The sequence below is a fragment of the Microcoleus sp. K4-B3 genome, from assembly GCF_036704615.1.
Lineage (GTDB): Bacteria > Cyanobacteriota > Cyanobacteriia > Cyanobacteriales > Microcoleaceae > Microcoleus.
Map to the genome: position 1 here is coordinate 88,553 of NZ_JAUBSF010000005.1, position 22,589 is coordinate 111,141.

Below are 22,589 nucleotides of genomic sequence, written 5' to 3' on the forward strand. Positions count from 1 at the left end.
GCAATGAGTCAAACAAAAATCATTACAAAAATCATTACATTTTTAGGTAAATATCCAAGAGAAACTATTTACAGTCATAACGATAGCACCTACAAAGGTCAAGTATTTGCTGAAGCACTGCACCAGTTTTGTAAATATGACACTATGTTAGTGTGCGTCACAGAAGAAGCAAAAGCAACTACTTGGCCTCTATTAGAAGCACTAGGAGATGCGCGTATCAAGCCGATTGATATCCCAACTGGTAGAACTACGGAGGAAATGTGGGAAACTTTTAAAATCATCACTCAATATGTTGATGAAGACGATCGCGTAATTTTTGATATTACTCACGGACTCCGATCGCTCCCTTTTCTCGTATTTTTATTCGCTGCTTACCTCAAAGCCGCTAAAAACGTAACAATTGCAGCTATTTACTATGGTGCTCCTGAGTTAAGCGACAGCAAAAATAACGTACCAGCGCCTGTCATTGACCTATCTGAATTTGTGTCAATGATTGATTGGATTACAGCCACTAATCAATTTGTCAAAATAGGAGACGGACGAGAACTAGCTAAGTTACTTAAAAGTGCTATACCATCAAATTCTGAACTAAGCGAAATTCCATCTAGCAGACAAATTAGAGACAATCTTAAAAAGTCGGTTGAAGCAATTGAGAATATCTCTCTAGCTTTAAGTGTAACTAGACCAATTGAGACGATGCAATCGGCTACTAAGTTAGAACAACTTCTCAAGGAAGCTGCACCAAGTTTTGCCGATAGAGCTAAACCATTTTCACTTTTATCAGACAAGGTAGTTCAACAGTACGGACAATTTGCTCTCGAAAATCCTAAAGATGAAGCAGCATTAAGCGAGAATCTGCGACTACAATTGCAGATGATTCAATGGTATATCCAAAAGGATAAAATTGTACAGGCTGTCACCTTAGCTCGTGAATGGTTAGTTTCTTTGTTAGTGCTGAGTTTGGGACTCGGTAAATATATGTTTGACAAAAATAAAGGTCGAAAATATGCAGAAGACGTTCTCAATAATGCTGCTGAACACCGCAAACCTGAAGATAAACGTCGTAAAATTACTGCAACTGAGTACGACAAGCTGTTTGAAGCATTACCCCTAGCAAATGAATTGGTTAATATTTGGAATCAAATGCCAGAGTTGCGTAATGATATTGCTCATTGTGGCATGAATAATCAACCTCAGACTGCTGGCAGGCTTAAAGAAAAAGTTGTATCACTATCTCTTAAATTCGAGACAATTAGCAAGGAACTATTGCCAGATAAATAGACTGAAGAATAAATTTTTGTCAAGGCGATCGCTCTTCCCACCAAAAGCGATCGCCCTTTCCCATACTAAAATCATCTCAATAAAATACCTAACCTAAATTTGGTAAGTGATTATGCCATTCAGCGCTTACAAAACCATCGATTCTGTTGTCAAAGAATTTCAGATTACCTACACCAAATCTAACTTTATTATTGAAACTGAGTTAAACATCCCCGATTACTTTCGAGAAGACTTGGAAATAGTCATGCAAGATGGTGCAGCGGACTGTTCGGAATATGCCATTTGCGAAAATCTGATTTATCCAGTTTTAAAGGAAGTTTGGAAGCAATATCGCCAAAAGTTTATATTGTGGAGTCACAAATCCTTAACCTATGACGAAAATCTATCAGGATTTCCCGAGTATATATTAGCGAAAAAGTCTCCGTTGGGAAATGTTGTATTTGACAAGCCTTACTTTTTGTTAGTTGAAGCCAAACAGGATAATTTTGAGGCGGGATGGGCGCAGTGTATGGTGGAAATGATTGCCGCACAGCGACTGAATGAAAACTCAGAGCAAGAAGTCTTTGGGATTGTCTCAAATGGCGATCGCTGGCAGTTAGGCAAACTTAAATCTAATGTTTTTACTCGCAATCAAATGTTTTATACAATTCAAGAATTAGACAAACTTTTCGCTGCTATCAATTACGTGTTTCAACAGTGCGAATTGCTACTAGATGCTGAAGCCACAAGCCAGAATTGAAAGCCTGAAGCGGAAACCGATCGCCCTTTTCCCATGCTAAAATCATCTCAATAAAATACGCAACCTAAATTTGGTAAGCGATCATGCCCTTCAGTGCTTATAAAACCGTCGGTTCAGTCCTCAAAGAATTTCAGATTACCTACACCGAATCTAATTTTATAGTAGAAACAGAGTTTCATGTCTCTGACTATTTTCGAGAAGATTTAGAATTTACAATGCGAGAGGGAGTCGTTGACAATTCTAAATTTGCAATTTGCGAAAATTTAATTTATCCAGTGCTCAAAGAAGTTTGGAAGCGCTATTACAGCGGGTTTGTTTTGTGGAGCCATCAATCTCTCACCTACGATCAATATCTTTCGGGATTTCCTGAATATATTTTGGCCAAACGTTCTTCATTAGGAAAAGTCGTCTTTGAACAACCTTACTTTCTGTTAGTTGAAGCGAAACAAGATAACTTTGAAAATGGATGGGCGCAGTGTTTGGCTGAAATGATTGCCGCACAGCGACTGAATGAAAACTCAGAGCAAGATGTTTTTGGAATTGTATCAAATGGGGGAGTCTGGCAGTTAGGTAAACTCAAATCTAATGTTTTTACTCGCAATCAAACGTTTTATACAATTCAAGAATTAGATCGGCTTTTTGCCGCGATCAATTACGTGTTTCAACAGTGCGAATTGCTGCTGGATGATGAAATTGGCTATCGCAATTAAACATTCTTTTTGCGTGACATTTTCGGTTCTCAACTACACTTCATCTGGATTAATCCCCATTGCCCTTAACCTCTCGGCTAAACGCTCTGCTCGCTGGCGTTGTTGTTCGGTTTGCTGCTGAGCGAGTTCTTTTTCCTGACGTTGTTGTTCGGTTTGCTGCTGAGCGAGTTCTTTTTGCTGGCATTCTTGCTCGGTTGGAGTCGGAATCCAACTGCCACTCGCATCATACCAGCGCAGCCACGATCGCTCAAGACCTTCAAAAGCACCTTGCCAAATTCCCAAACCCAATTCGATCTCCGGCATCCAAACCCGCGACTCTGTTAAAATTAATTCTTCATAGCGATCGCCCGCTAACACAAAAGCCCGGAGGTTATTGGTTGCTCCATCAAATACTATATAGTAAGGAACTCTCAGAATCTGTTCGTAAACTTGCCATTTAGTCGGAGGTTGAGCAAGCCCTCTGACTGTTTGTCCTAAATCTTCGTTTTCTGTTCCCGGCGACACCAGTTCCACTACCACAAAAGGACTGACTTCTTCTTGCCAAATAACGTAGGATTTCCGCAACTCTTGCTGTTGGTAAAGCCTGTCAACGCCAACCACGCCAAACCAATCAGGCCTTTTGTACCACTGAGTGTGGCTCACATCAAAGTATAGATTTAAGTCGCTGGCAACAAATACTCGATCGATCGGATAATTGGACGGGCTAAAAGTATATTCCAGGCAGCGGGATTGCCAAAGATGAAATAGATCGGGCAAACCTGAATCCTCCGGGTGTTCGCTGTTGAGATCGTACATCGTTGGGAGTACGTTTTTCGGGGTTGGAGACTGTTCGGTTTGATACATAGTTGCTCGTTTCCTAGCTGCAGGTAAAATCGGGAGCAATTTGTCGATCGAAAAGACGCGACTTCACGCTGTTCGATCGAGAAATCTAACTTTGGTTCGCATTAACTTTAGATTAACCGATCGGTTAAGGGGCGATCGCACGCACCAGAAAAAATGCGATCGCCCCCAAGTATGACTCGGCAAAATAGCGAATCAAAATCCGAATTACTTCACCGCCCACAGGTGACGGTATCGGCGGACTCCACTCCCAAACTTCTGCAACACCTTTGACGTGCAACTGGTGAATCATGCTGTCTACGCCTTTGGGAAGGCCACAGGCCAGCAAGCGGACGGGTTGCTTGTTAACAGGGACATCGGGAATCTTTTCTCGCAGCAGTTTCGGGACTGACTTGGAAGTTGATATCATAGAGTATCCTCCTGAATTTGGGAGTCCAAACCCCTGCCGTGTCTAGATTGGAGTCAGAAGCGGTGGGGGTTTGGTTTTTGTTGTCTGAGGCTACTATAACATCTCTGCATCAATCTGCATCAATCTGCATCAATATTAATCGTTATTGTTCGGGCTGATGTAATGCGATACACTGAAAAGATGACTAAACCCGACAGAACAACTGTAGACATAAAAGGATTGCGCGAAAGAATTACGGCTGTTTCGGCTTTGCCAGAGTTAGCCGATCGAGCCCTGTCGGCTGTGTTGCGAATCCTAGTTACCAAAGGGCTGGAGTCTTACGAACAAAAGTTAGCCCAAAGTACGCAGCAGCAAATTTCGCAGCGAACAGAGGAATCAAACAATGATTAATCTAGTTGTTCAGACCGTACAGATCCCTTCCCCTGAAAGCGATTTCTGTAGATACAAAGGGCGGGTTTCACCCACAATAATTGCCTAAAACCCACAATCTCCTAAACCCGCCCCTAACTACAAATCACTCCCACTCGATCGTTCCCGGCGGCTTAGAAGTAATATCGTAAACCACCCGGTTCACCCCCTTAACCTCATTCACAATCCGGTTCGAGATCAGTTCCAACAAATCGTAAGGAACCCGCGCCCAATCAGCCGTCATCCCGTCTTCACTCTTAATAAATCGCAGAACGATCGGGTAAGCATAAGTGCGCTGATCGCCCATCACCCCTACACTGCGAATCGGTAGCAAAACTGCAAAAGCTTGCCAAAGTTCACCGTACAATCCGTGGCGGTTAATTTCTTGGCGAACAATGAAGTCAGCATCTCGCAAAATATTTAGTCTCTCTGCGGTAACTTCTCCTATAATCCGAATCGCCAATCCCGGGCCGGGGAAAGGTTGTCGGTTCACGATTTCTTCGGGAAGCCCGATCGACCGGCCGACTTTTCGCACTTCATCCTTAAACAGTTTTCGCAGCGGTTCAATCAGCTTAAATCGCAAATCTTTCGGCAAACCGCCGACGTTGTGGTGGCTTTTAATTTTAACAGCAACTCGCTCGCCGCTTTTCGGGTCTGCATTAGTGTCAGCCGACTCAATCACATCAGGATAAAGAGTACCTTGTGCCAGGTAGTCGAAGGGGCCCAGACGCTTCGATTCTTCTTCAAATACGTTGATAAATTCGTGACCGATCCGCTTGCGTTTTACTTCCGGATCGGTAATCCCTTCAAGTTGAGCTAAAAAGCGTTCGCGAGCATTAACATACTCAACGTCAATGTGGAATTGCTCTTTAAATAATTTTACCAACCGTTCTGGTTCATACTTCCGCATAAACCCTTGGTCGATAAACATACAGGTAAGTTGGTCGCCGATCGCCTTGTGCAGCAAGAAAGCCAAAGTAGAAGAATCTACACCGCCCGATAGAGCCAGCAACACTCGTTTCTCTCCGACTTGCTCTCGAATTTCGCGAATCGATTGATCCACAAAAGTAGCAGTCGTCCAAGTCGGTTCGCACTCGCAAATGTGGTAAACAAAATTGCGAATTAAAGCTATTCCCCCGATCGAGTGAACTACTTCTGGATGGAACTGAACGCCGTACAAATTTTTCTCGTGGTTAGCAACAGCAGCAGACGGAGTATTGTCCGTGTGAGCGAGGATCTCAAAACCCGACGGCAACTCGGAACAGGAGTCTCCGTGACTCATCCACATCGTGCTGCCTTCTTCGACATTTGTCAGCAAATCCGTAGGATCGTCAATAAATAGCGATGCCTTGCCGTATTCGGCTAACTTAGCCCGCTCAACAGTTCCTCCGAGCTGCTTTACCATCAACTGCATCCCATAACACACTCCCAACACCGGTATTCCCAAATTCCAAATTTCTGGGTCGCATTGGGGAGCTCTTTCATCGTATACAGAACTCGGGCCTCCTGAAAGAATAATTCCTTTAGGATTGATAGCTTTTAACTGTTCTGCCGTAGTGCGGTAAGAAATAACTTCTGAATATACTTGAGTTTCGCGAATTCGACGAGCAATCAGTTCGGAATATTGCGAACCGAAGTCGAGAATCACGATTATCTGGCGCTCTATCTGCTCCACAAAAGAGTTTGTGAGGACTGATTCAGTTTCTATTTGAGTAGTCACGGTTATTGCGTAATTGCTAAGTGCTAATTGGGCAGAAAGTAGCGGAGGTATCTGTCGCTGTCTCAGTACAATTATAAGGAAAGCGAAGCACCATTTCTCGCTAGGAATAAATCTTATTTATACTAGATTGCAGTCAGCGATGTTAGTCGATTAATCGGGCACAGGGCAAGCATAGATTTACGTCGATCCTTACCCTAATTAATAGAATTATTGCTTCAGAAATAACTTCCCGAAGCAACCTAGTATAATTAAGGTCTAGGGACAGAGAATTATTACTTGTTAAATATTATCCCTGACCGATGTTTTAAACAGAATTCAGGGATATTCACACTACATTAACAAATTTGGGTCAAAAATGTATCTCCTATGTCACTTTTAACAATAATTTTGCGATCGCGCCCGAACATCACCGATCCCACGGGGATTCTCCGGTTGGTGTGAGTAAAAATGCAATCCGATGAGCGCAAGTCTATTTGTCGGGCGATGTCGCCGTAAATTCGATCGACCCAATTGCTGCCAGTTTGGGCGTCCAAAGCCCGCAGTTGCCCGAGAGCATCTTCCGCCGTCGCTGCGGCAAAAATTGCGGAACACGCATCAGCGGACATTCCAGCCTTAGCACAGTAAGCTGTGAGAATTTCCCTGCGCCCGTCAGCGAGGTGGTGGTGAGTGTGAAAAATTCCCGCCGCCAATTTCATCAGTTTTCCGTGATAGCCAAACAGCAAAATAGATTGCACGCCCTGATATCCTGCTTCTACCAGCAGCGGGCCCAGCCAGTTAGCGGTTTTGACGAGCCGATCGGGATTAATCCCCAGTTGTCGCGCCAAATCCAATCCGTTTTCGCCGATGCAGAAGACTAAAGTGTCAAACAGTTCCGCTTTCTGTTGCAGTTGTTCGCGGTAAACTTCCAACTGTCCCGGGGCGCTCAGCGGTTGAGAAATGCCAGTTGTACCCAGCAGCGAAAGTCCTTCTACCACGCCGAAAGCTTCGTTAGAAGTGCGGGTGGCTAGTTGGCGCCCTGACGGCAGAATCAGGGTGACAGTAATTTTTTCGGACGGTGCGAGTTCTCGGCTCAGATTCGATCGCAGCAGCCGCATTGCGTAATCATAGATCGCCGCTCCTCCACCGACTGTGTGACGCCCTATACCTTCACCGCCGAGAATCACAATCTGCTCTCCCTCTCCCCGATTCTCTCCCTCTCTCCCCCTCTCCCTCTGTTCCTCTCTCCCGCTTTCCCCCTCTTCCCCTCTCCCCAATTCCACCATTGCCCAAACAGGGGTATTGCGAGTCAGATCGAGGTTGTCCCCCGGATCTGAGCGAGTCACGCCTAAAGCCGTACCAGTTTTGAGTACAGACGCCTGCTCGATCGGAATTTCTGCCGTTATTTGTGGTTCCAGTAAATTTACTGATACGCTCTCTAGAGACTGAATACCCTCACGCAAGCACCGCAAAGCTGCAAGTGCAGCCGCACAGGCAAATACTGGCAGTGTATACCCGGATAAAGGTTGAGTTTTAGTCACGCTATAATTCAGAAATCCGTAAATTTGCCGGCGATCGACATCACGCCTTCGCAGTGATACCCCTCAAACATTTAAGTTTGATTCTAGGGTTTGCTATTATCATCAGTTAGCGTAAATTTTGTCAAGTCATTATTTTGTCCTGCCAGTTGCCGAGCGCAGCCACACTTTTCTTGAGGTGCGCTCGCCAACAACCGACTCCGAAGCCTTACGGGCACGTACGGGTGATTTCCCTAAACAACCAGGAATCTCGATCGCGAGCGCTGGGACTGACCAACTGATTCCAGGAATTAAGTACAATTACTGTAAACAGGTTCAAAAAAAAGATGGTTACAGCTATCTTGCACAGACGTTGCACCCTTTTTCCTCGCATCTACCCCGTCCTGAGTACAGGTATGGTGAGGGGTTCGCAGGAGGAGGAAAGATGAAGACCGCCACTACCTTCACGGCGTCAGTTGTTTCGGATTCCACCGCTCAACTAGATCCAGAAACCACCGCATCCAACACCATTGTTTTGCAACCCAAGGGCTGCCTCGGCGGCATCGCTGTCCTAGATTTCCAAACCAATTTGGAGCAAGCCTTAGAAACGGCTGCCCTTGGAGTTGTCGTGGATATGCAGCAAGTGGATGCTGTCGCCCCAGAGGCAATTGCCGCCCTGGCCCGAGGGCTGGAGTTAGCAGCTATACTCGGCAAGTCGATCGTCTTACATTCTATAGATTTAGCTAGCCGTAAAGGTTTGAGAGCCGAGTGGAGGATCTCGCGCGAAATTTGCTTTGGCCCTTGGGGGGACTTGTTTGAGGTGGAATTCGAGCAATTTTTGTCAGGGGAAATGCTGCGATCGCTTCCTTGTTAAGCCCTAACACCTACTTTTGTACAATTAGCAAATTTATATCTCCCAAGCGGTTGATGTCCAAGCGATCGCTTGCCCTCTATATTAATAACAATTACCCGGAAGTGCCAGTCTAGCTTTCAAGCTAACATCTTGAAGGCGGGGCTGGTTTTATCTTAATAGGCTAGCTCAGCAATTCCTAGCAGAAAGATTAAATTTTTTTGACACCTGCGCATGAAAAATAATTTAATGGCCGGCCAGCCTCAAACCCTTGCCAAACCAAGATTTTGCCATTAATTCTTTAATCTGCGATCTAAAATATAAAATTCTATGACTTATGGTTGAACCAGTTGCAGAGTTAAATCAACCTCTATCTTTCCAGACTCCAGAAATACTAGATAATAAAATATCTCAGCTAGTTCTACCTCCAAAAACAGCTCTCAAAATTTCTAAACAAGACATTCGCTCGACTCTCAAAGCCTCAATTCTGGACGGCGTTTTTGCCAGTGTCTTCGAGTCGGCGACCGCCGGCGTGCTGCTGAGCAACTTCTTGCTGCAACTCGGTGCCAGCAGCGTGGAAATAGGTATATTCTCTGCTATTCCGATGGTGGTAAATCTCCTGCAACCATTAGGAGCCTACATCGCAGACCGCACAACCAGTCGCTACTGCTACAACCTAGGGATATTCGGCGTGTCTCGGCTGCTGTGGCTGGTGCTGGCGGTGGCAATTGTTTGGGGTTTCCAGCAGGCAGACCCCCACCAACTGCTGCTGTGGACGCTGGCAACCGTCGTAGCAGCTAGCGTGCTAGGAGCTTTTGCCAGTGCTAACTGGTTTAGTTGGCTCGCGGCCGTCGTTCCTCAACGTTTGCGGGGACGCTATTTTGGCTTTCGCAACAGTGCTACGAGCTTGATTAGTTTGCTGGGAGTGCCGCTCATGGGATTGTCCGTGTCAACTTGGGGCGCAGATCCAATTTTGGGCTACGGTGTTGTTTTATTGGTGGGTGTTTTGGCGGGAATGATTAGTTTGGGGTGTCAATTCTTCATGGTTGATGTGAATCCGCAGGTATACAAAAAAGATGCACAGAGCGATCGACTTACAGAGAAAAAAGAAAAGCAAATAACAGATTTTGTGCCTTCTGTACTCAAAGATTCTAATTTTTTAATCTTTATCCTTTACTTCAGCGTGTGGACATTTGCAGTTAATCTCTGCGCGCCTTTTTTTAATATCTACCTGCTGAAAGATTTAAGCTTGGATGTAAGTTTGGTAACGATTTACACCAGCTTGAGTTCCGGGGCAAATCTGCTGCTGCTGATGTTTTGGGGCAAGTTGGCCGATCGCTTGGGAAATCGCCCCCTGCTAATTGCGGTGGGGCTGGTGGTGGCGATAACGCCTTTGCTGTGGTTGGGTACGGGCAATTACCCGTTTGCGGTTTGGGTGTGGCTGCCGCTGCTGCACTTGCTGGGGGGAACGACTTTAGGGGCGATCGGGCTGTGTACTAACAATATTCAAATGGAGATAGCGTCGATCGAGCAACCCTCGACTTATTTTGCGATCGCCGCAGCAGTTTCGGGATTGGCTGGGGCTTTGGGAACTACTACCGGCGGCTTTCTAGCCCAACTTCCCGGCATGAGTTTGGGATCGCTCTTTGCCCTCTCGGCTGCTGTGCGATTGGTAGGCTTGCTGCCTTTGGTTTTGGTGCGAGAACCCCGCAGCCAGTCGCTGCGGTCGATCGTCCCTACTTTTGGACGCTTCAAATTAAACCGGGGCTAGAAAATTTTCCCACAAATTTATCGATCGAGAAACCAGAAAAGCCCAAAGATTGTTAAAAACTTCAAGCACATCGCAGAAAATCTGAGAGTCGCTGCAACAAATTTTCATCCAAAACACAGTCCAAACCTGCTATCCGTGTGGCCAATACGTCACAATTATCTTGCAGCTAACTGACAAATCGATAAGATATAGCTGTTTTACAAGCTGACAAGGCAGAGCGTAAATGTGTTTAAATGTTTGTTAGCTAGGGCGTCGGAGCGCTACTCCTGTTAGGAGAATCGAGCCTTTTCCCAGAACCAAACCTAGGATTTCACGCTCTAAATTTTTTACGTTTTAAGAGAATCGAGCCTTTTCCCAGAACCAAAGCTACTATTTCACGCTGTAAAGATTTTAATTTAAGAAATATAAATAAAATTAACATTTTAATACAGCCAACTAGACTAGATGGTGTTTTGAGACTAATATCCGGACAATCGAAATAGCTAAAGATTGCCCAGCCACATAACAATTTCAAGCCAAAAATTAGCAGGGAGCGCCTGACGCGACAGAAAAACGCGAATTGGCAATTCTCTTGTAACCGATTACCAATGACAGCTTGCTATCAAATTTCCGATTCAAAGAGAGAATGTAAATATGAAACGTCTGATCGTTTGCTGTGATGGAACTTGGAACAAACTAGATACTGAGTGCCCAACTAATGTGGTTAAGCTTGCCCAGGCCGTGAAACGGACAGCCAGTGACGGGGTTCCGCAGATCGTGTTTTATGACGAGGGAATTGGAGTAGACAGTAACAAGATTGTGGGCGGAGTCACTGGGCTGGGAATCGATAAAAATATACAAGATGCCTATCGTTTTCTTTCTTTCAACTACGATCGGGGTGACGAAATCTATCTATTCGGGTTCAGTCGCGGTGCTTACACAGTCAGGAGTTTAGCGGGGATGATCTATTGCTCCGGTCTCCTATCCCGCCGTAACATTACCATGGCATCAAAAGCTTACGAGCTTTACCGTAAGCCAAATATTAAACCACAGGCTCAGGAAGCAAAGGATTTCCGCAAAAATTACGGCAAAGATAACGGCGATAGCGTCCCGATTACCTTGCTTGGTTGTTTCGACACCGTTGGAGCCCTTGGTATTCCTCTTGTACCCGCCTTGAAGAAGTTTGAGACACAGCTCAAAACAAGGTACAAATTCCACGACACCACTTTAAATAAGGATATTGAGAATGCGTTGCACGCCGTGGCGATCGACGAAATTCGCGAAATCTTTGATGTTACCCTGATGAAGAAAAATCCTGATGCCCCGAAGCAGAAGCTTCGTCAAGTTTGGTTTCCAGGCGAGCATGGCTGCATCGGCGGTGGTACGCCAGCATACCGCGGGTTATCAGATACTGTCTTGAAGTGGATGTTGGATCAAATCAGTGACTTGGAATTGAAGCTTGAATTCGAGCCAGAGGCCATTAAGGATATCCAGCCTAATTATAAGGTTCCATTTCAAAACACTCCTGGGTTCTTCAAATTGGCAGGAATCAAGTGGCGCCAGGTGGGGGATACCATTGAGGATCTTCATGAAAGCGCGATCGAGCGTTGGGAAAGCGAAAAGAAGTACCGCCCCCAGAATCTAAACAAGATTTTCTCTAAAAACTTAAATTCAATTGAAGAGGATAGAGAAGACTCGAGCAAGATCCCGGAATTGAGGCTTGGCAATCACTCAAATCTACCAGAACCCAAACGAGAAACAATTATGCCTTCAAAAAGAGACACATCAAGAGACGGGCAGAAAAACAAAATCGAGACTTTGCTTTTAACTAACTTCAAGCCGCTTTGGAACTTGATTCAAAGCAACGAGGGGCTTAGCAAAAAAGTCAACAAAACTCTGATTAACAATGCCGTCTTAAAAATTCCAACTCGCCCCTATGCGTTTAGTACCATGTCTCCCTACACCTCTTGGGAGTCATTAAACGATCGCTCTTATTCGGGACTTCATCTACCGCCTACTGATTGGAAGCCATTAACGGATAAAAGCTACGTAGGGGTGAATTTAAGCCCCACAGAGAATTTTGAAAAGAATCTCCCGCCTATTAAGGATTTGGAGGTCTTGTACCGCAAAAAAGGAGGGAAGACGAAATATTCGGCCAAATCCTCTCTTATGTTCCCCTATTTCGTACAATGGTTTACCGACAGTTTCCTGCGAACCGATCGACTGGATCAGCGCAGAAATAGTTCCAACCACCACATCGATCTGTGTAACGTCTATGGGTTGAACGCAAATATTACTCGCCTGCTGAGGTCTTATCAAGGAGGCAAGCTAAAAAGCCAAATTCTCAATGGCGAAGAATATCCTCCTTTTTACTATGATGAGAACGGACAGCCTAAGGAAGAATTCAAAGGAATTCCCCATCAAATAGTCGGTGAATACGACGAAAAAAAATCAGATAAAATACCCCCGGAAAAGAAACAAAAATTATTTGCAATGGGGATAGAGTTAGAGCGTGTCAATGTGCAAGTTGGCTATGTAATGCTCAACGTTCTTAGCTTAAGAGAACATAATCGCGTGTGCGACCTCTTAGCAAAAAATTATCCAACTTGGGATGATGAACGCCTTTTCCAAACCGCCAGAAATATCGTGATGGCGGAGTTTCTGAAAATTGTGCTTGAGGATTATATCAACCACCTTACTCCCTATCACTTCCAATTCTTCACCGATCCCCCAGCATTTATTGATGAAAAATGGTATCGCAACAATTGGATGATGGTAGAATTTACTTTAGTTTATCGTTGGCATAGTATGCTGCCCGATAAGCTAATTCATAACGGGAAAGAAATGCCTATGCCCGAGTCGATGTGGAACAATGATATGATCATTAACAAGGGTTTGGGAGCTATGTTTGAAGAAACTTGTTCCCAACCAGCAGCGCAATTGGGTTTATTCAATACGCCTGATTTCCTAATTCCAACCGAGACAGCCAGCATTCGTGCAGGTCGTGCAGCCAAATTAAGAACCTACAACGATTACCGCGAACTGTGCAAGTATCCACGGGTGACCGATTTCAATCAAATTAGTGGCGATGAAGATGTCCAAAAAGAATTGAAACGATTGTACGGTCACGTAGATAACATTGAGTTGTATGTTGGACTCTACGCAGAAGATTTGCGGCAAAATTCAGCCTTACCTCCTTTAGTCGGACGACTGATAGGAATTGATGCTTTTTCTGAAGCTTTCACCAATCCTCTATTAGCCGAAAATGTCTTCAATCCAGAAACTTTTTCACCTGTAGGTTGGGAAGAGATTATGAATACCAAAACCCTCTCGCAGGTGCTGAACCGTAATGTTCCTCGCGGTAAAGAGTACAAAGTTTCTTTTTATAATGAGGGTTGGAAACCATCTTAATTAGCTGACAGAACACGAGGAAAGTGGGGTTACAACTTGTAAAGTGTACGCCTTTCTTTCCAATGTATAACTCCTGTTCAATAAGAGCCGACAGTCGCAGTGGTGAGTTGTTCGCGGTTTAGAGGATGACGCAATTAACCGGGAATAACTTACACCTGAGTTCCCTCGAAATTACGTGAAAAATCAGGTAAAATAGAAGGGGCAAATGCCAACCATTATCACCACAATCAGCTTTTCAAAGGTTATTTATGAGCAAGAAGTTATTTACCGAATATCCCGAACAGGACGAACGCAAATACTACGATCTTTTGGTTGAGCAGGCCAAGCTTCGGATGGATAATCTTTACGGGGATAAGGAGCGGGCGCTGCGAGATACTCACGCCAAAACTCATGCGTGCGTTAAAGGAACTCTGGAAATTTTTGACTTCGATCAGCAAGCGATTAAACGGGAATTGGGCAAACGCGCTTCGTTAAGTTCTTCGCAACTCAATGCTATTTCCCTTAAGCAAGGTTTGCTAGCAAAACCCAAAGAATATCCTGTTTGGTTGCGATTTGCTAACGGGGCTACCAAAGTATACCCTGATTACGCCAAAGATTCGCGCTCAATGTCAGTGAAAGTGATGGGGGTGGAAGGGGAACGACTGGCGCAAAGCCACGAGTCAAAAACCCAGGACATCATTGTTCACAATTCAGAGATATTTGTGAGCCAAACGATCAAAGACTACTACGGCTTTTTTTCTGCTCTTGTGGAATCACCAGAGACATTGAAAAAGTGGCTAATGCGACATCCCAGACACTTTATAGCGGTCTCGACCCTTACGGGTAGCCGGACTCCGAAGAGTGTGCTAACAGCAAAATATTGGAGCGGTTCACCATCTGCTTTGGGTCTCTATCCCGATTTCGATCCCTCCCAGCCTGGTCTAGTTCCTGTCGAATATCCTGCTGTAATTAAGTATGGGTTTACTCCGGTTTCATGCCAACCACCGCACGAGATAATTCCAGAACAATCTCGACCGGGAATTCCTAAAATTCCCTTTGTCGATCGCGCTAAAGCCTTGGGTTTAGATCCCAATAAACCAGACAATTATTACCGGAACGATCTAATTCAAGCCTTGGCGAAACCTGATGCCGAATACTGGTGGGATTTTGGCATCCAGTTCCAAACCAGCCTAAAAATGCCGATCGACGATGGCATCAATGTCTGGAAGGAACAGGAATCACCCTTCTTGAGAGTAGGTCGTCTCACTGTCAAGCATCAGATTATTGATTATGAAAAACAATCCGATTTCAACGAAAACCTGAGATATTCTCCCTGGAACGGCTTAGCAGTTCATCGTCCAGTAGGTGCGATCAATCGGATACGCGGTGTTGTTTACCCCGTTGTAGCGAATTATCGCCTTCAAAAGCGAGGTCTTGTCCACCAAGAACCAACCGGAGAAGAAACATTTTAAGGAAATAATTTGAGGCTGGGACATCATATCATTTCCGGTTACACCGGAATGATGTTGACTGTTCACTGTTGACTGTTCACTGTTGACTGTTCACTGTTGACTGTCAACAGTGAACTCGAATTTACTATTCCGATGCTAACGGATTTGATATCATTTAATGCCATCAGGCAGGTGTCGTCTGAGCAAATGGCCACTCAAGGAAGTTAACAAGCGAAACCTTCAAAAAATCCCATCCCTTTTTAGGGGGTGGGAGTGTTGAAAATTATTAATTCTTAGTCCTCAGTCCTCAGTCCTCAGTTTTGTGTCAGTAGAAATTGATTAATCCCAGTAGGGACACGGCATTGCCGTGTCCCTACTGGATAAACCTGGAATACGCTGTAATAATTCCACCTTCAACCAACTCATGACTAATGACCAACGACTGATGATTAATAACTTAGGCTTGCCGTGAGTAGTATTCCACCACTAACAGTTCGTTAATCTGAAGAGCAATCCACTCGCGTTCGATAACGCCATTAACTTTGCCAACCAGTTTTTGCTTATCAAATTCCAAGTGATTGGGCAAGTGAGCCAAGCCTGGGTCTTTGAGATTAGCTTCTACCATTGTGCGCGAGCGCTCTCTATTTTTCACCGCAACTACATCACCAGGCTTGCACTGATAGCTGGCGATATTGACTTCACGGTCATTGACAGTTATGTGACCGTGATTTACCAATTGTCTAGCGGACGGAATGGTTGGAGCCATTCCCATCCGAAACACAGTATTGTCCAAGCGCATTTCCAAAAATTGCAGTAACACTTGACCTGTGGAGCCCGTGACACGGCGGGCTTTGCGGACGTAACGGAGCAGTTGGCGTTCCGTCACACCGTAATTGAAACGGAGTTTTTGCTTTTCTTGCAAGCGAACCGCGTACTCAGAGAGCTTTTTGCGGTTTTGACCGTGCTGTCCAGGCGGATAATCTCGTCTGGGGGTTTTGCGGGTTAGACCCGGCAACTCTTTCAGGCGACGGACGATTCTCAATCGGGGGCCTCGATATCGAGACATTTATTTTCCTCTCTAATATCTGTATGCAATTTTATGCAGACTCTATATTATATGTTGGTAACGGTTAAAATTCCAACAATGATCGATAAAAAAACGATCGACCGCAGCGCGATCCATAATGTGTGCGGTAAATTCTGAAGGAAAAGCCGATCGATCGCCGCACTCAGCCAAAAAAACTCACTACTCGATCTGCCATGCACAACCGCAATTTTTCCCGCACTTCTTCCCCAAAGCCAGCACCGACAGGCTCAAGCCCTACCGGGCGCTGGATATTGGCTCTCGGCACGCAGCTAGCAGCACTCGGTTTGTTGGCCAGTGCACTGCCAATCTCGCCAGCATCAGCCATCACGATTAGAATCCCTCGCAATAGGAATCCCTATCGCGTCTGCGCCCTGGAACTAATCGAAGCCGGAGTGGGGGCCGAGGCAGCAGCAGCCGCTTGTGCTGACGCGCTCCACCCCCGCGACATATCTAAATGCGCTCTCCAAATCAACCGCAAAACCAATATTTCTGGTGTCGAAGCGCTCTCTAGCTGTCGGCGGGTGAGGCGTCCCGCCGAATTGGCTACTTGCGTAGTGAATATTAACGGCAAAACTCGAACTCAACCGGCGGCTCCCCTGGTAGTCCTCGATGGGTGTCGCCGCAGTTTATTGCCACAACAGTTTGCTGAATGCGTAGTCGGTTTGAGCGGCAGGCTCGACTTTCCCACTGACAGGTTAATCGCCACTTGTCTCGACCCGAGGGACACAGTGAGCTTGGACGGGCGTCCTGCACCTACGCCTCCTGTGGAGCTAATTTCACCGCCTTCGCTGCCCAATTAATCACTGTTGACTGTTGACTGTTGACTGTTAACTGTTGACTGTTGACTGTTAACTGTTGACTGTTGACTGTTGACTGTTGACTGTTAACTGTTAACTGACTGATGACTGATGACTGATGACTAATGACTAATGACTACTTTTTTATAATCAAATGTCAGAAATTTTTGCTCAAATTACAGTCGAAGAATTAGGTCGCCAATTAGCCGAAAGCAATGCTGAGAAATTGCAGCTTGTAGACGTGCGGGAACCTGACGAAATTGAACTTGCTGCACTGCCGGGATTTGCAGCTTTTCCGCTGAGCGAGTTTGCCGAATGGTCCGGTGAAATTGACACTAGACTCGATCGCGACACAGAAACCCTAGTTCTGTGCCATCACGGAGTGCGATCGGCTCAAATGTGCCACTGGTTAGCCGAGCGAGGATTTACCAACGTTAAAAATATCGTTGGCGGTATCGATGCTTACTCAATGCTGGTCGATCGAACCGTCCCCCGCTATTAACATCAAATCCAGCTCTTAACTATCGTTTTATTCAGAGTCCGCGCGGGCGGACTTTGTATGTGTATAGCAGTTCTCAATCTTGGTGAGGTATGCCCTATGCCCTATGCCCTATGCCCTATGTCCTATGCCCGCTTATCGAGAGCACCTCATGTTACTGAGAAAGGCTATATAAACGAATTATATTCCCCCGGGATTAGCTAATTAACAGCAGCAAATCGAAAATTTAAAAGCTTACTCATAGTGAGCCGATCGCGCCCCTGCCTTTTCGAGTGATAAAGAGCCTCATCAGCCGCCAGTACCAGCGTTGCTGCATCATTTTCCGGCCCCGGAACAACGCTGGCAATTCCCAAACTCATCGTTACCACAGAATTAGGCAGACAGTCAAGTATCTCCGGCTTAAAAAAAATCTTCAAATCTTTAACTTTCGCTCTAATGTGTTCGGCAACAAGCAGAGCGCTCGCCGCATCAGTTTGAGGTAAAATCACAGCAAATTCCTCGCCCCCGTAGCGAGCGGCTACATCAGCAGGACCCTGGAGCGATCGGCGAATTGTCTGAGCTACCGATCGCAAACAATCATCTCCAGCTTGATGTCCGTAGGTATCATTATATATTTTGAAATAATCGATGTCGCACAAAATCAAAGATATCGGCGACCCATCGCGAGCCATATGTTGCCATTCCGCTCGCAAGCAACTGTTAAAATGCCGTCTGTTGCCAATTTGAGTAAGTTCGTCCACATTCACCAAAGCTAGCAGCCTTTGATTTTCTTGCTGCAACTCCTCCCAACCAACAGTCGAGAAACAGTCCTCGCACAAATTTTGCTCTTGAAAATACAGGCGATATAATTTGCAAGACAAGATACAGTTATTTCCCTCTAATTTGACAAGTCCCATGCTGTGTAACTGATAGGCGATAAAAGGTTCGATGTGAACGCTATTTTTAGCATCGACAACCTGTTGGAAGGCGGATGCCAGTGCCGGCTGCTGTTGAATGGCGATCGACTGATTTTGCAAGTAGTCGCTATAAATTCCGCTGTGAGTAGGAGCTGCTGTTAACAGTTCTTCCAACTCGGCTCGCCCCACTTCCTCCCCAGGCTCATCCCGATCGCCCGACAGGCTATTTTGCTGCAAAATTGCCAGGTGATAGAGCGCTAAATGCACTAAATAAGGATGCCCGCCTACCATGTTCATTAATTGCTCGATCGGATAGCTATCGCTCCAGTTCAGTCCGTATCTGCGCGCCAAATCTTGGACTTGTTCAGCAGTGAATTCTGAGAGTTTAATCGGCATTCCTACATTAAATGGAGATTGATTAAGACTCAAAGCAATATAAATTTCTGTCGAGTGAATGACGACGATGCGGAGTTTTTGCCAAGTTAGAATGTGTCGAGATTGTTCGTACCAAGAACGCAGCAGTGGCAGAAATTCTTGAACAATATGGGCGCGTTCAAATACTAGGTTTACTTCGTTGAGTACCAAGACAACCGGACTGTCAATTTGTTCGAGCAAATAGTTCTCAAAGTAAAGAGTGCAGCTTACCTTGCTGCCCATATCTTCATCCCAGAATTCAGCGAGATTTGGTTCGAGTTTGAGTTGCCGAGCGACATTGACACAAAGCCAGCGCAAAAATTTATCTAAACTACCAAAAACCGCTGCGTCGGCTTGCTGAAAGTCTACAGTTACTGTGCGGTATCCACGATCGACTGCCGCGTGAATTATGCGCAGCATCAGCGAACTTTTGCCCATTTTTCTGGGAGCTTTAATGCGAATTAGGCTCCCTGGCTTGCTAATTTCTGCGCAAGCTCGGGCTTCGGCGGGCGATCGATCGATATAAAATGGAGAGTCAATCGGTATTGGGCCGCCGGGAAATTCTAGGTCTGCAACCGTTTGGATTAAGTTTGGTGATTTTTGGATTCCTGCCATAGTCCTTCCGCGAGGCGATACCCTGACTGTATCTTACCTTTGTCAGGTTAGGGGGGTAGACTAGCGGTGTGTCCAAGCTCGATCGAGAATCCTACAAAATCTAAGTTTTTAAGGACTTCCCACGACTGACTTTGCTATAGTAGTGTGACTTTACCCAATCTCAAACCCTGCTTCAACACTTCTGCAGACCGACAAAAATTCGACGGCGGCCCAGACGCCATGATTCTTGGCCATTACCTGAAAAATAACTCGTCGGTCGTCGATGTCGCGCAGGCTTCGCCCCCATCAAAGGAGGAACAATCATTGTCACGTCGCTACCTGTTTACCTCTGAATCGGTCACTGAAGGCCATCCCGATAAAATCTGCGATCAAATTTCAGATACGATTTTAGATGCCTTACTGACTGAAGACCCCAAAAGCCGCGTCGCAGCCGAAGTAGTCGTCAACACCGGCTTGATGCTGCTGACGGGCGAAATTACCACTAAAGCTCAGGTAAATTACATAGAATTAGCCCGGAAAAAAATAGCCGATATTGGCTACATCCACGCTGACAACGGCTTTTCTGCCAATAGCTGCTCGGTGTTGGTGGCTCTTGATTCTCAGTCTCCCGATATTGCTCAAGGGGTGAATACAGCCCACGAAAGCCGGGAACAATCGAGTGAAGAGGAATTAGACGCCATTGGAGCCGGCGACCAAGGCTTGATGTTTGGCTTTGCTTGCAACGAAACGCCGGAAATGATGCCTCTGCCGATCAGTTTAGCGCACCGGATTTGCCGTCAACTGGCAGCAGTCCGCAAAACCGGTCAGTTATCTTACCTGCGTCCCGACGGCAAAAGCCAAGTTACAGTAGTCTATGAGGACGGCAAACCTGTTGGCATAGATACGATTTTAATTTCTACGCAGCACACCGAAACGATCGGCGACATCACAGAAACAGCCGCAGTTCAAGCCAAGATCAAAGAAGACCTTTGGACTGCTGTCGTCCAACCCGTGTTTGCCGATATTAGCGTGAAGCCGGATGCAGAAACTCGCTTCCTTGTCAACCCCACTGGCAAATTTGTGGTCGGCGGGCCTCAAGGGGATTCCGGTTTGACGGGCCGCAAAATTATTGTGGATACCTACGGTGGCTATTCCCGCCACGGCGGCGGCGCTTTTTCTGGGAAAGACCCCACCAAGGTAGACCGCAGCGCGGCTTATGCTTGTCGCTACGTTGCTAAAAATATCGTAGCTGCTGGTTTGGCCCAAAAGTGCGAAGTGCAGTTGAGTTATGCGATCGGCGTTGCGCGGCCTGTTAGCATGATGATCGAAACTTTTGGCACTGGAAAAGTTGATGACGATCGCCTTTTGGAAGTTGTGAAGCAACATTTTGAACTGCGTCCTGCGGGAATCATTCAGGCATTTAACTTGCAGAATTTGCCTGCTGAAAGAGGCGGCCGTTTCTATCAAGATGTGGCAGCTTACGGTCACTTCGGACGCACTGATTTAGATTTGCCTTGGGAGGAAACTGATAAGGCGGAACTCTTGAAAGAAGCTTTGAGCCAGAAGTTGTCTGGAGTAGCTGGATAGTACAATTTTGGGGTGCGCACTGCGCACCTTATCCATAAATAATATCGGGTGCTACGAATAAAGGTAGGGTGCGCAGTGCGCACCTTATCCATAAATAATATCGGGTGTTCTTCGGCGCACTTTATCCATAAATAATATCTGGTGCTACCAATTAATAACGTAGCGTGTTCTTCGGCGCACTTTATCCATAAATAATATCGGGGGCTACAAATCAATAACGTAGCGCGCGCAGTGCGCAGCTTACAAACCACAAAAATAGAATAAATAAATGCCATTCTTCACACCTTTTCAATTAGCAATTCGCAGTTTTGCCTCTTCGCTCAAACAGGGGTTGGCGGCTGGATTTTATGCACCAAATCCAGCAACGCTGCCAACTTCGTTTGCGACTAACAATCCTGGTGGAATTCGCGGCGTTTGGATACCCAGCACAGACTGCAAAGTTCTCACCTCAAAAGAGCGAACTGCTGAGGCAATGGACTTTCTCGCCGATACGGGATTTAATACAGTTTTTCCTGTAGTTTGGAGCCAGGGTTTTACGGCTTATCCTTCTCAAATTATGCGCGAACAGTTTGGGGTTGAAATTGACTCGCGCTATCAAGGTCGCGACCCCTTAGCAGAAATATGTGTTGAGGCAAAAAGAGTTGGTTTAAAAGTGATTCCTTGTTTTGAATACGGATTTGTGAGTTCTTACAATCGCAAGGGCGGTCATTTGCTGGCGAAAAAACCTGAGTGGGCCGGCCGTGATTCCAGTGGCAATTTACTTAAGAAAAATAACTTTGACTGGATGAATTCTCTTGACCCGGAAGTGCAAGACTTTGTGCTGGGGTTGATGCTGGAAGTTGCTAAGAATTATCCGGTAAACGGCGTTCAAGGAGACGATCGCATTGCGTTTCCGGTAGAAGGCGGTTACGACGAAAAAACGGTTAAACGCTATCGAGAAGAGTGCGGTAAAGCAGCGCCGTCGGATTGTAAAGAGAAACATTGGCTGCAATGGCGCGCTGATATTATTACTAAGTTTGTGGCTCGTTTACACCGAGAAGTGAAAGCTATTAATCCTGATTTATTGCTGTCGATGTCGCCGAGTCCTTATGAGTGGGGACTGGAGGAATATTTGCAAGATTCTAAAGCTTGGGTTGACAAAAACTTGGTCGATCTGCTTCACCCGCAGTTTTATCGCCGCGATTTTAACGCTTACAAACAATTAGTAGATCGACTGATTGGGGCACAGCTTAGCGGGGAGCAAGTAAAGTGCGTGTCGCCCGGTATTTTGTTGTCGAATCGAGGCAGTAAATATACCATAACTCCCGAGCTGTTGTTGCAAGTAATTTCTTACAACCGCTCTCGCGGCATTCAAGGAGAAGTGATGTTTTTTTACGAAGGTTTGCGAGATAACGGTAACGCTTTGGCTGAGGTTTTGAAAAAAGGGCCCTATGCTCGTTGAGAGATGGTCCCGGAATCAAGCTGTTTCCGGTTGGCTGGGTTCAACCGAGCCGATCGCTATTTCAAGCCAACGAGCTATAAAATGATATAGCAGAGTTAGGCTATCTAACAACCCAGCGATGCCAAGCAGCAAGCGCTACTAATTGTCGAGCTGATTGCCCAAACAAACCCGATAATTAATAATTGGGGAGTTGCAAAAATAGTGGAATGAGACATATTTTAGAAGTGGTGCAA

The 22,589-nt window shown here is 45.8% G+C and carries 18 protein-coding genes; 12 read left to right on the top strand and 6 right to left on the bottom strand.

Going from position 1 to position 22,589, the window contains the following annotated elements:
- Positions 1-3 precede the first annotated feature (3 nt).
- The 3 genes from csx2 to QUA78_RS04560 all read left to right on the top strand — a co-directional run bounded on the left by csx2 (position 4) and on the right by QUA78_RS04560 (position 2,730).
- Positions 4-1,281, top strand: a complete 1,278-nt coding sequence (gene csx2 / locus QUA78_RS04550) for a TIGR02221 family CRISPR-associated protein (RefSeq protein WP_333299862.1) — start codon at positions 4-6, stop codon at positions 1,279-1,281.
- 112 nt (positions 1,282-1,393) lie between these two features.
- Entirely contained in the window at positions 1,394-2,020 is a 627-nt protein-coding gene (locus tag QUA78_RS04555; RefSeq protein WP_333299863.1) for a hypothetical protein, read from the top strand.
- 83 nt (positions 2,021-2,103) lie between these two features.
- A complete protein-coding gene (locus tag QUA78_RS04560; RefSeq protein ID WP_333299864.1) occupies positions 2,104-2,730 on the top strand; it encodes a hypothetical protein in 627 nt (208 codons plus the stop codon).
- Between the two features lie 33 nt (positions 2,731-2,763).
- Here the strand turns inward: QUA78_RS04560 and QUA78_RS04565 are convergent, their stop codons facing one another.
- Positions 2,764-3,573, bottom strand: coding sequence for a Uma2 family endonuclease (locus QUA78_RS04565; RefSeq protein WP_333299865.1), 810 nt, complete (start codon positions 3,571-3,573; stop codon positions 2,764-2,766).
- A 124-nt stretch (positions 3,574-3,697) separates the two neighbouring features.
- Positions 3,698-3,979, bottom strand: coding sequence for a hypothetical protein (locus tag QUA78_RS04570; RefSeq protein WP_333398607.1), 282 nt, complete (start codon positions 3,977-3,979; stop codon positions 3,698-3,700).
- Between the two features lie 162 nt (positions 3,980-4,141).
- On the opposite strand from QUA78_RS04570, the gene QUA78_RS04575 reads away from it, so the two are divergent.
- Complete coding sequence (locus tag QUA78_RS04575) at positions 4,142-4,369, top strand: hypothetical protein (protein ID WP_333398608.1); 228 nt, start codon at positions 4,142-4,144, stop codon at positions 4,367-4,369.
- Positions 4,370-4,493: 124 nt separating this feature from the next.
- On the opposite strand, the gene guaA is transcribed toward QUA78_RS04575, so the two are convergent.
- Both guaA and cbiD read right to left on the bottom strand, forming a co-directional pair.
- A complete protein-coding gene (guaA, locus tag QUA78_RS04580; protein ID WP_445302325.1) occupies positions 4,494-6,095 on the bottom strand; it encodes a glutamine-hydrolyzing GMP synthase in 1,602 nt (533 codons plus the stop codon).
- 347 nt (positions 6,096-6,442) lie between these two features.
- The gene (gene cbiD, locus QUA78_RS04585) at positions 6,443-7,624 is read right to left on the bottom strand and encodes a cobalt-precorrin-5B (C(1))-methyltransferase CbiD (RefSeq protein ID WP_333299870.1); all 1,182 of its coding nucleotides are present in this window, start codon (positions 7,622-7,624) and stop codon (positions 6,443-6,445) included.
- Positions 7,625-8,045: 421 nt separating this feature from the next.
- On the opposite strand from cbiD, the gene QUA78_RS04590 reads away from it, so the two are divergent.
- The 4 genes from QUA78_RS04590 to QUA78_RS04605 all read left to right on the top strand — a co-directional run bounded on the left by QUA78_RS04590 (position 8,046) and on the right by QUA78_RS04605 (position 15,062).
- Entirely contained in the window at positions 8,046-8,474 is a 429-nt protein-coding gene (locus QUA78_RS04590; protein ID WP_333204085.1) for a hypothetical protein, read from the top strand.
- Positions 8,475-8,787: 313 nt separating this feature from the next.
- Positions 8,788-10,221 (top strand): MFS transporter, encoded by a 1,434-nt coding sequence (locus tag QUA78_RS04595; protein ID WP_333299871.1) that lies wholly within the window; start codon positions 8,788-8,790, stop codon positions 10,219-10,221.
- A gap of 633 nt (positions 10,222-10,854) precedes the next feature.
- On the top strand, positions 10,855-13,611 hold the full coding sequence (locus tag QUA78_RS04600) for a phospholipase effector Tle1 domain-containing protein (protein WP_333299872.1): 2,757 nt from the start codon (positions 10,855-10,857) through the stop codon (positions 13,609-13,611).
- A 248-nt stretch (positions 13,612-13,859) separates the two neighbouring features.
- Positions 13,860-15,062 carry a catalase gene (locus QUA78_RS04605; RefSeq protein ID WP_333299873.1) on the top strand — a complete coding sequence of 401 codons (1,203 nt, stop codon included), beginning with the start codon at positions 13,860-13,862 and terminating at the stop codon, positions 15,060-15,062.
- Between the two features lie 436 nt (positions 15,063-15,498).
- On the opposite strand, the gene rpsD is transcribed toward QUA78_RS04605, so the two are convergent.
- On the bottom strand, positions 15,499-16,107 hold the full coding sequence (gene rpsD, locus QUA78_RS04610; protein ID WP_172190738.1) for a 30S ribosomal protein S4: 609 nt from the start codon (positions 16,105-16,107) through the stop codon (positions 15,499-15,501).
- A gap of 194 nt (positions 16,108-16,301) precedes the next feature.
- On the opposite strand from rpsD, the gene QUA78_RS04615 reads away from it, so the two are divergent.
- Complete coding sequence (locus QUA78_RS04615; RefSeq protein WP_333299874.1) at positions 16,302-16,928, top strand: hypothetical protein; 627 nt, start codon at positions 16,302-16,304, stop codon at positions 16,926-16,928.
- 151 nt (positions 16,929-17,079) lie between these two features.
- Positions 17,080-17,427 carry a rhodanese-like domain-containing protein gene (locus QUA78_RS04620; RefSeq protein WP_333299875.1) on the top strand — a complete coding sequence of 116 codons (348 nt, stop codon included), beginning with the start codon at positions 17,080-17,082 and terminating at the stop codon, positions 17,425-17,427.
- A gap of 197 nt (positions 17,428-17,624) precedes the next feature.
- Here the strand turns inward: QUA78_RS04620 and QUA78_RS04625 are convergent, their stop codons facing one another.
- Positions 17,625-19,349 carry an AAA-like domain-containing protein gene (locus QUA78_RS04625; protein WP_333299877.1) on the bottom strand — a complete coding sequence of 575 codons (1,725 nt, stop codon included), beginning with the start codon at positions 19,347-19,349 and terminating at the stop codon, positions 17,625-17,627.
- A gap of 303 nt (positions 19,350-19,652) precedes the next feature.
- Here QUA78_RS04625 and metK point away from each other — a divergent pair, with 303 nt between their 5' ends.
- Complete coding sequence (metK, locus tag QUA78_RS04630) at positions 19,653-20,915, top strand: methionine adenosyltransferase (protein ID WP_333299901.1); 1,263 nt, start codon at positions 19,653-19,655, stop codon at positions 20,913-20,915.
- A gap of 268 nt (positions 20,916-21,183) precedes the next feature.
- Positions 21,184-22,356, top strand: coding sequence for a family 10 glycosylhydrolase (locus QUA78_RS04635; RefSeq protein WP_333299878.1), 1,173 nt, complete (start codon positions 21,184-21,186; stop codon positions 22,354-22,356).
- The last annotated feature ends 233 nt before the right edge of the window (positions 22,357-22,589 follow it).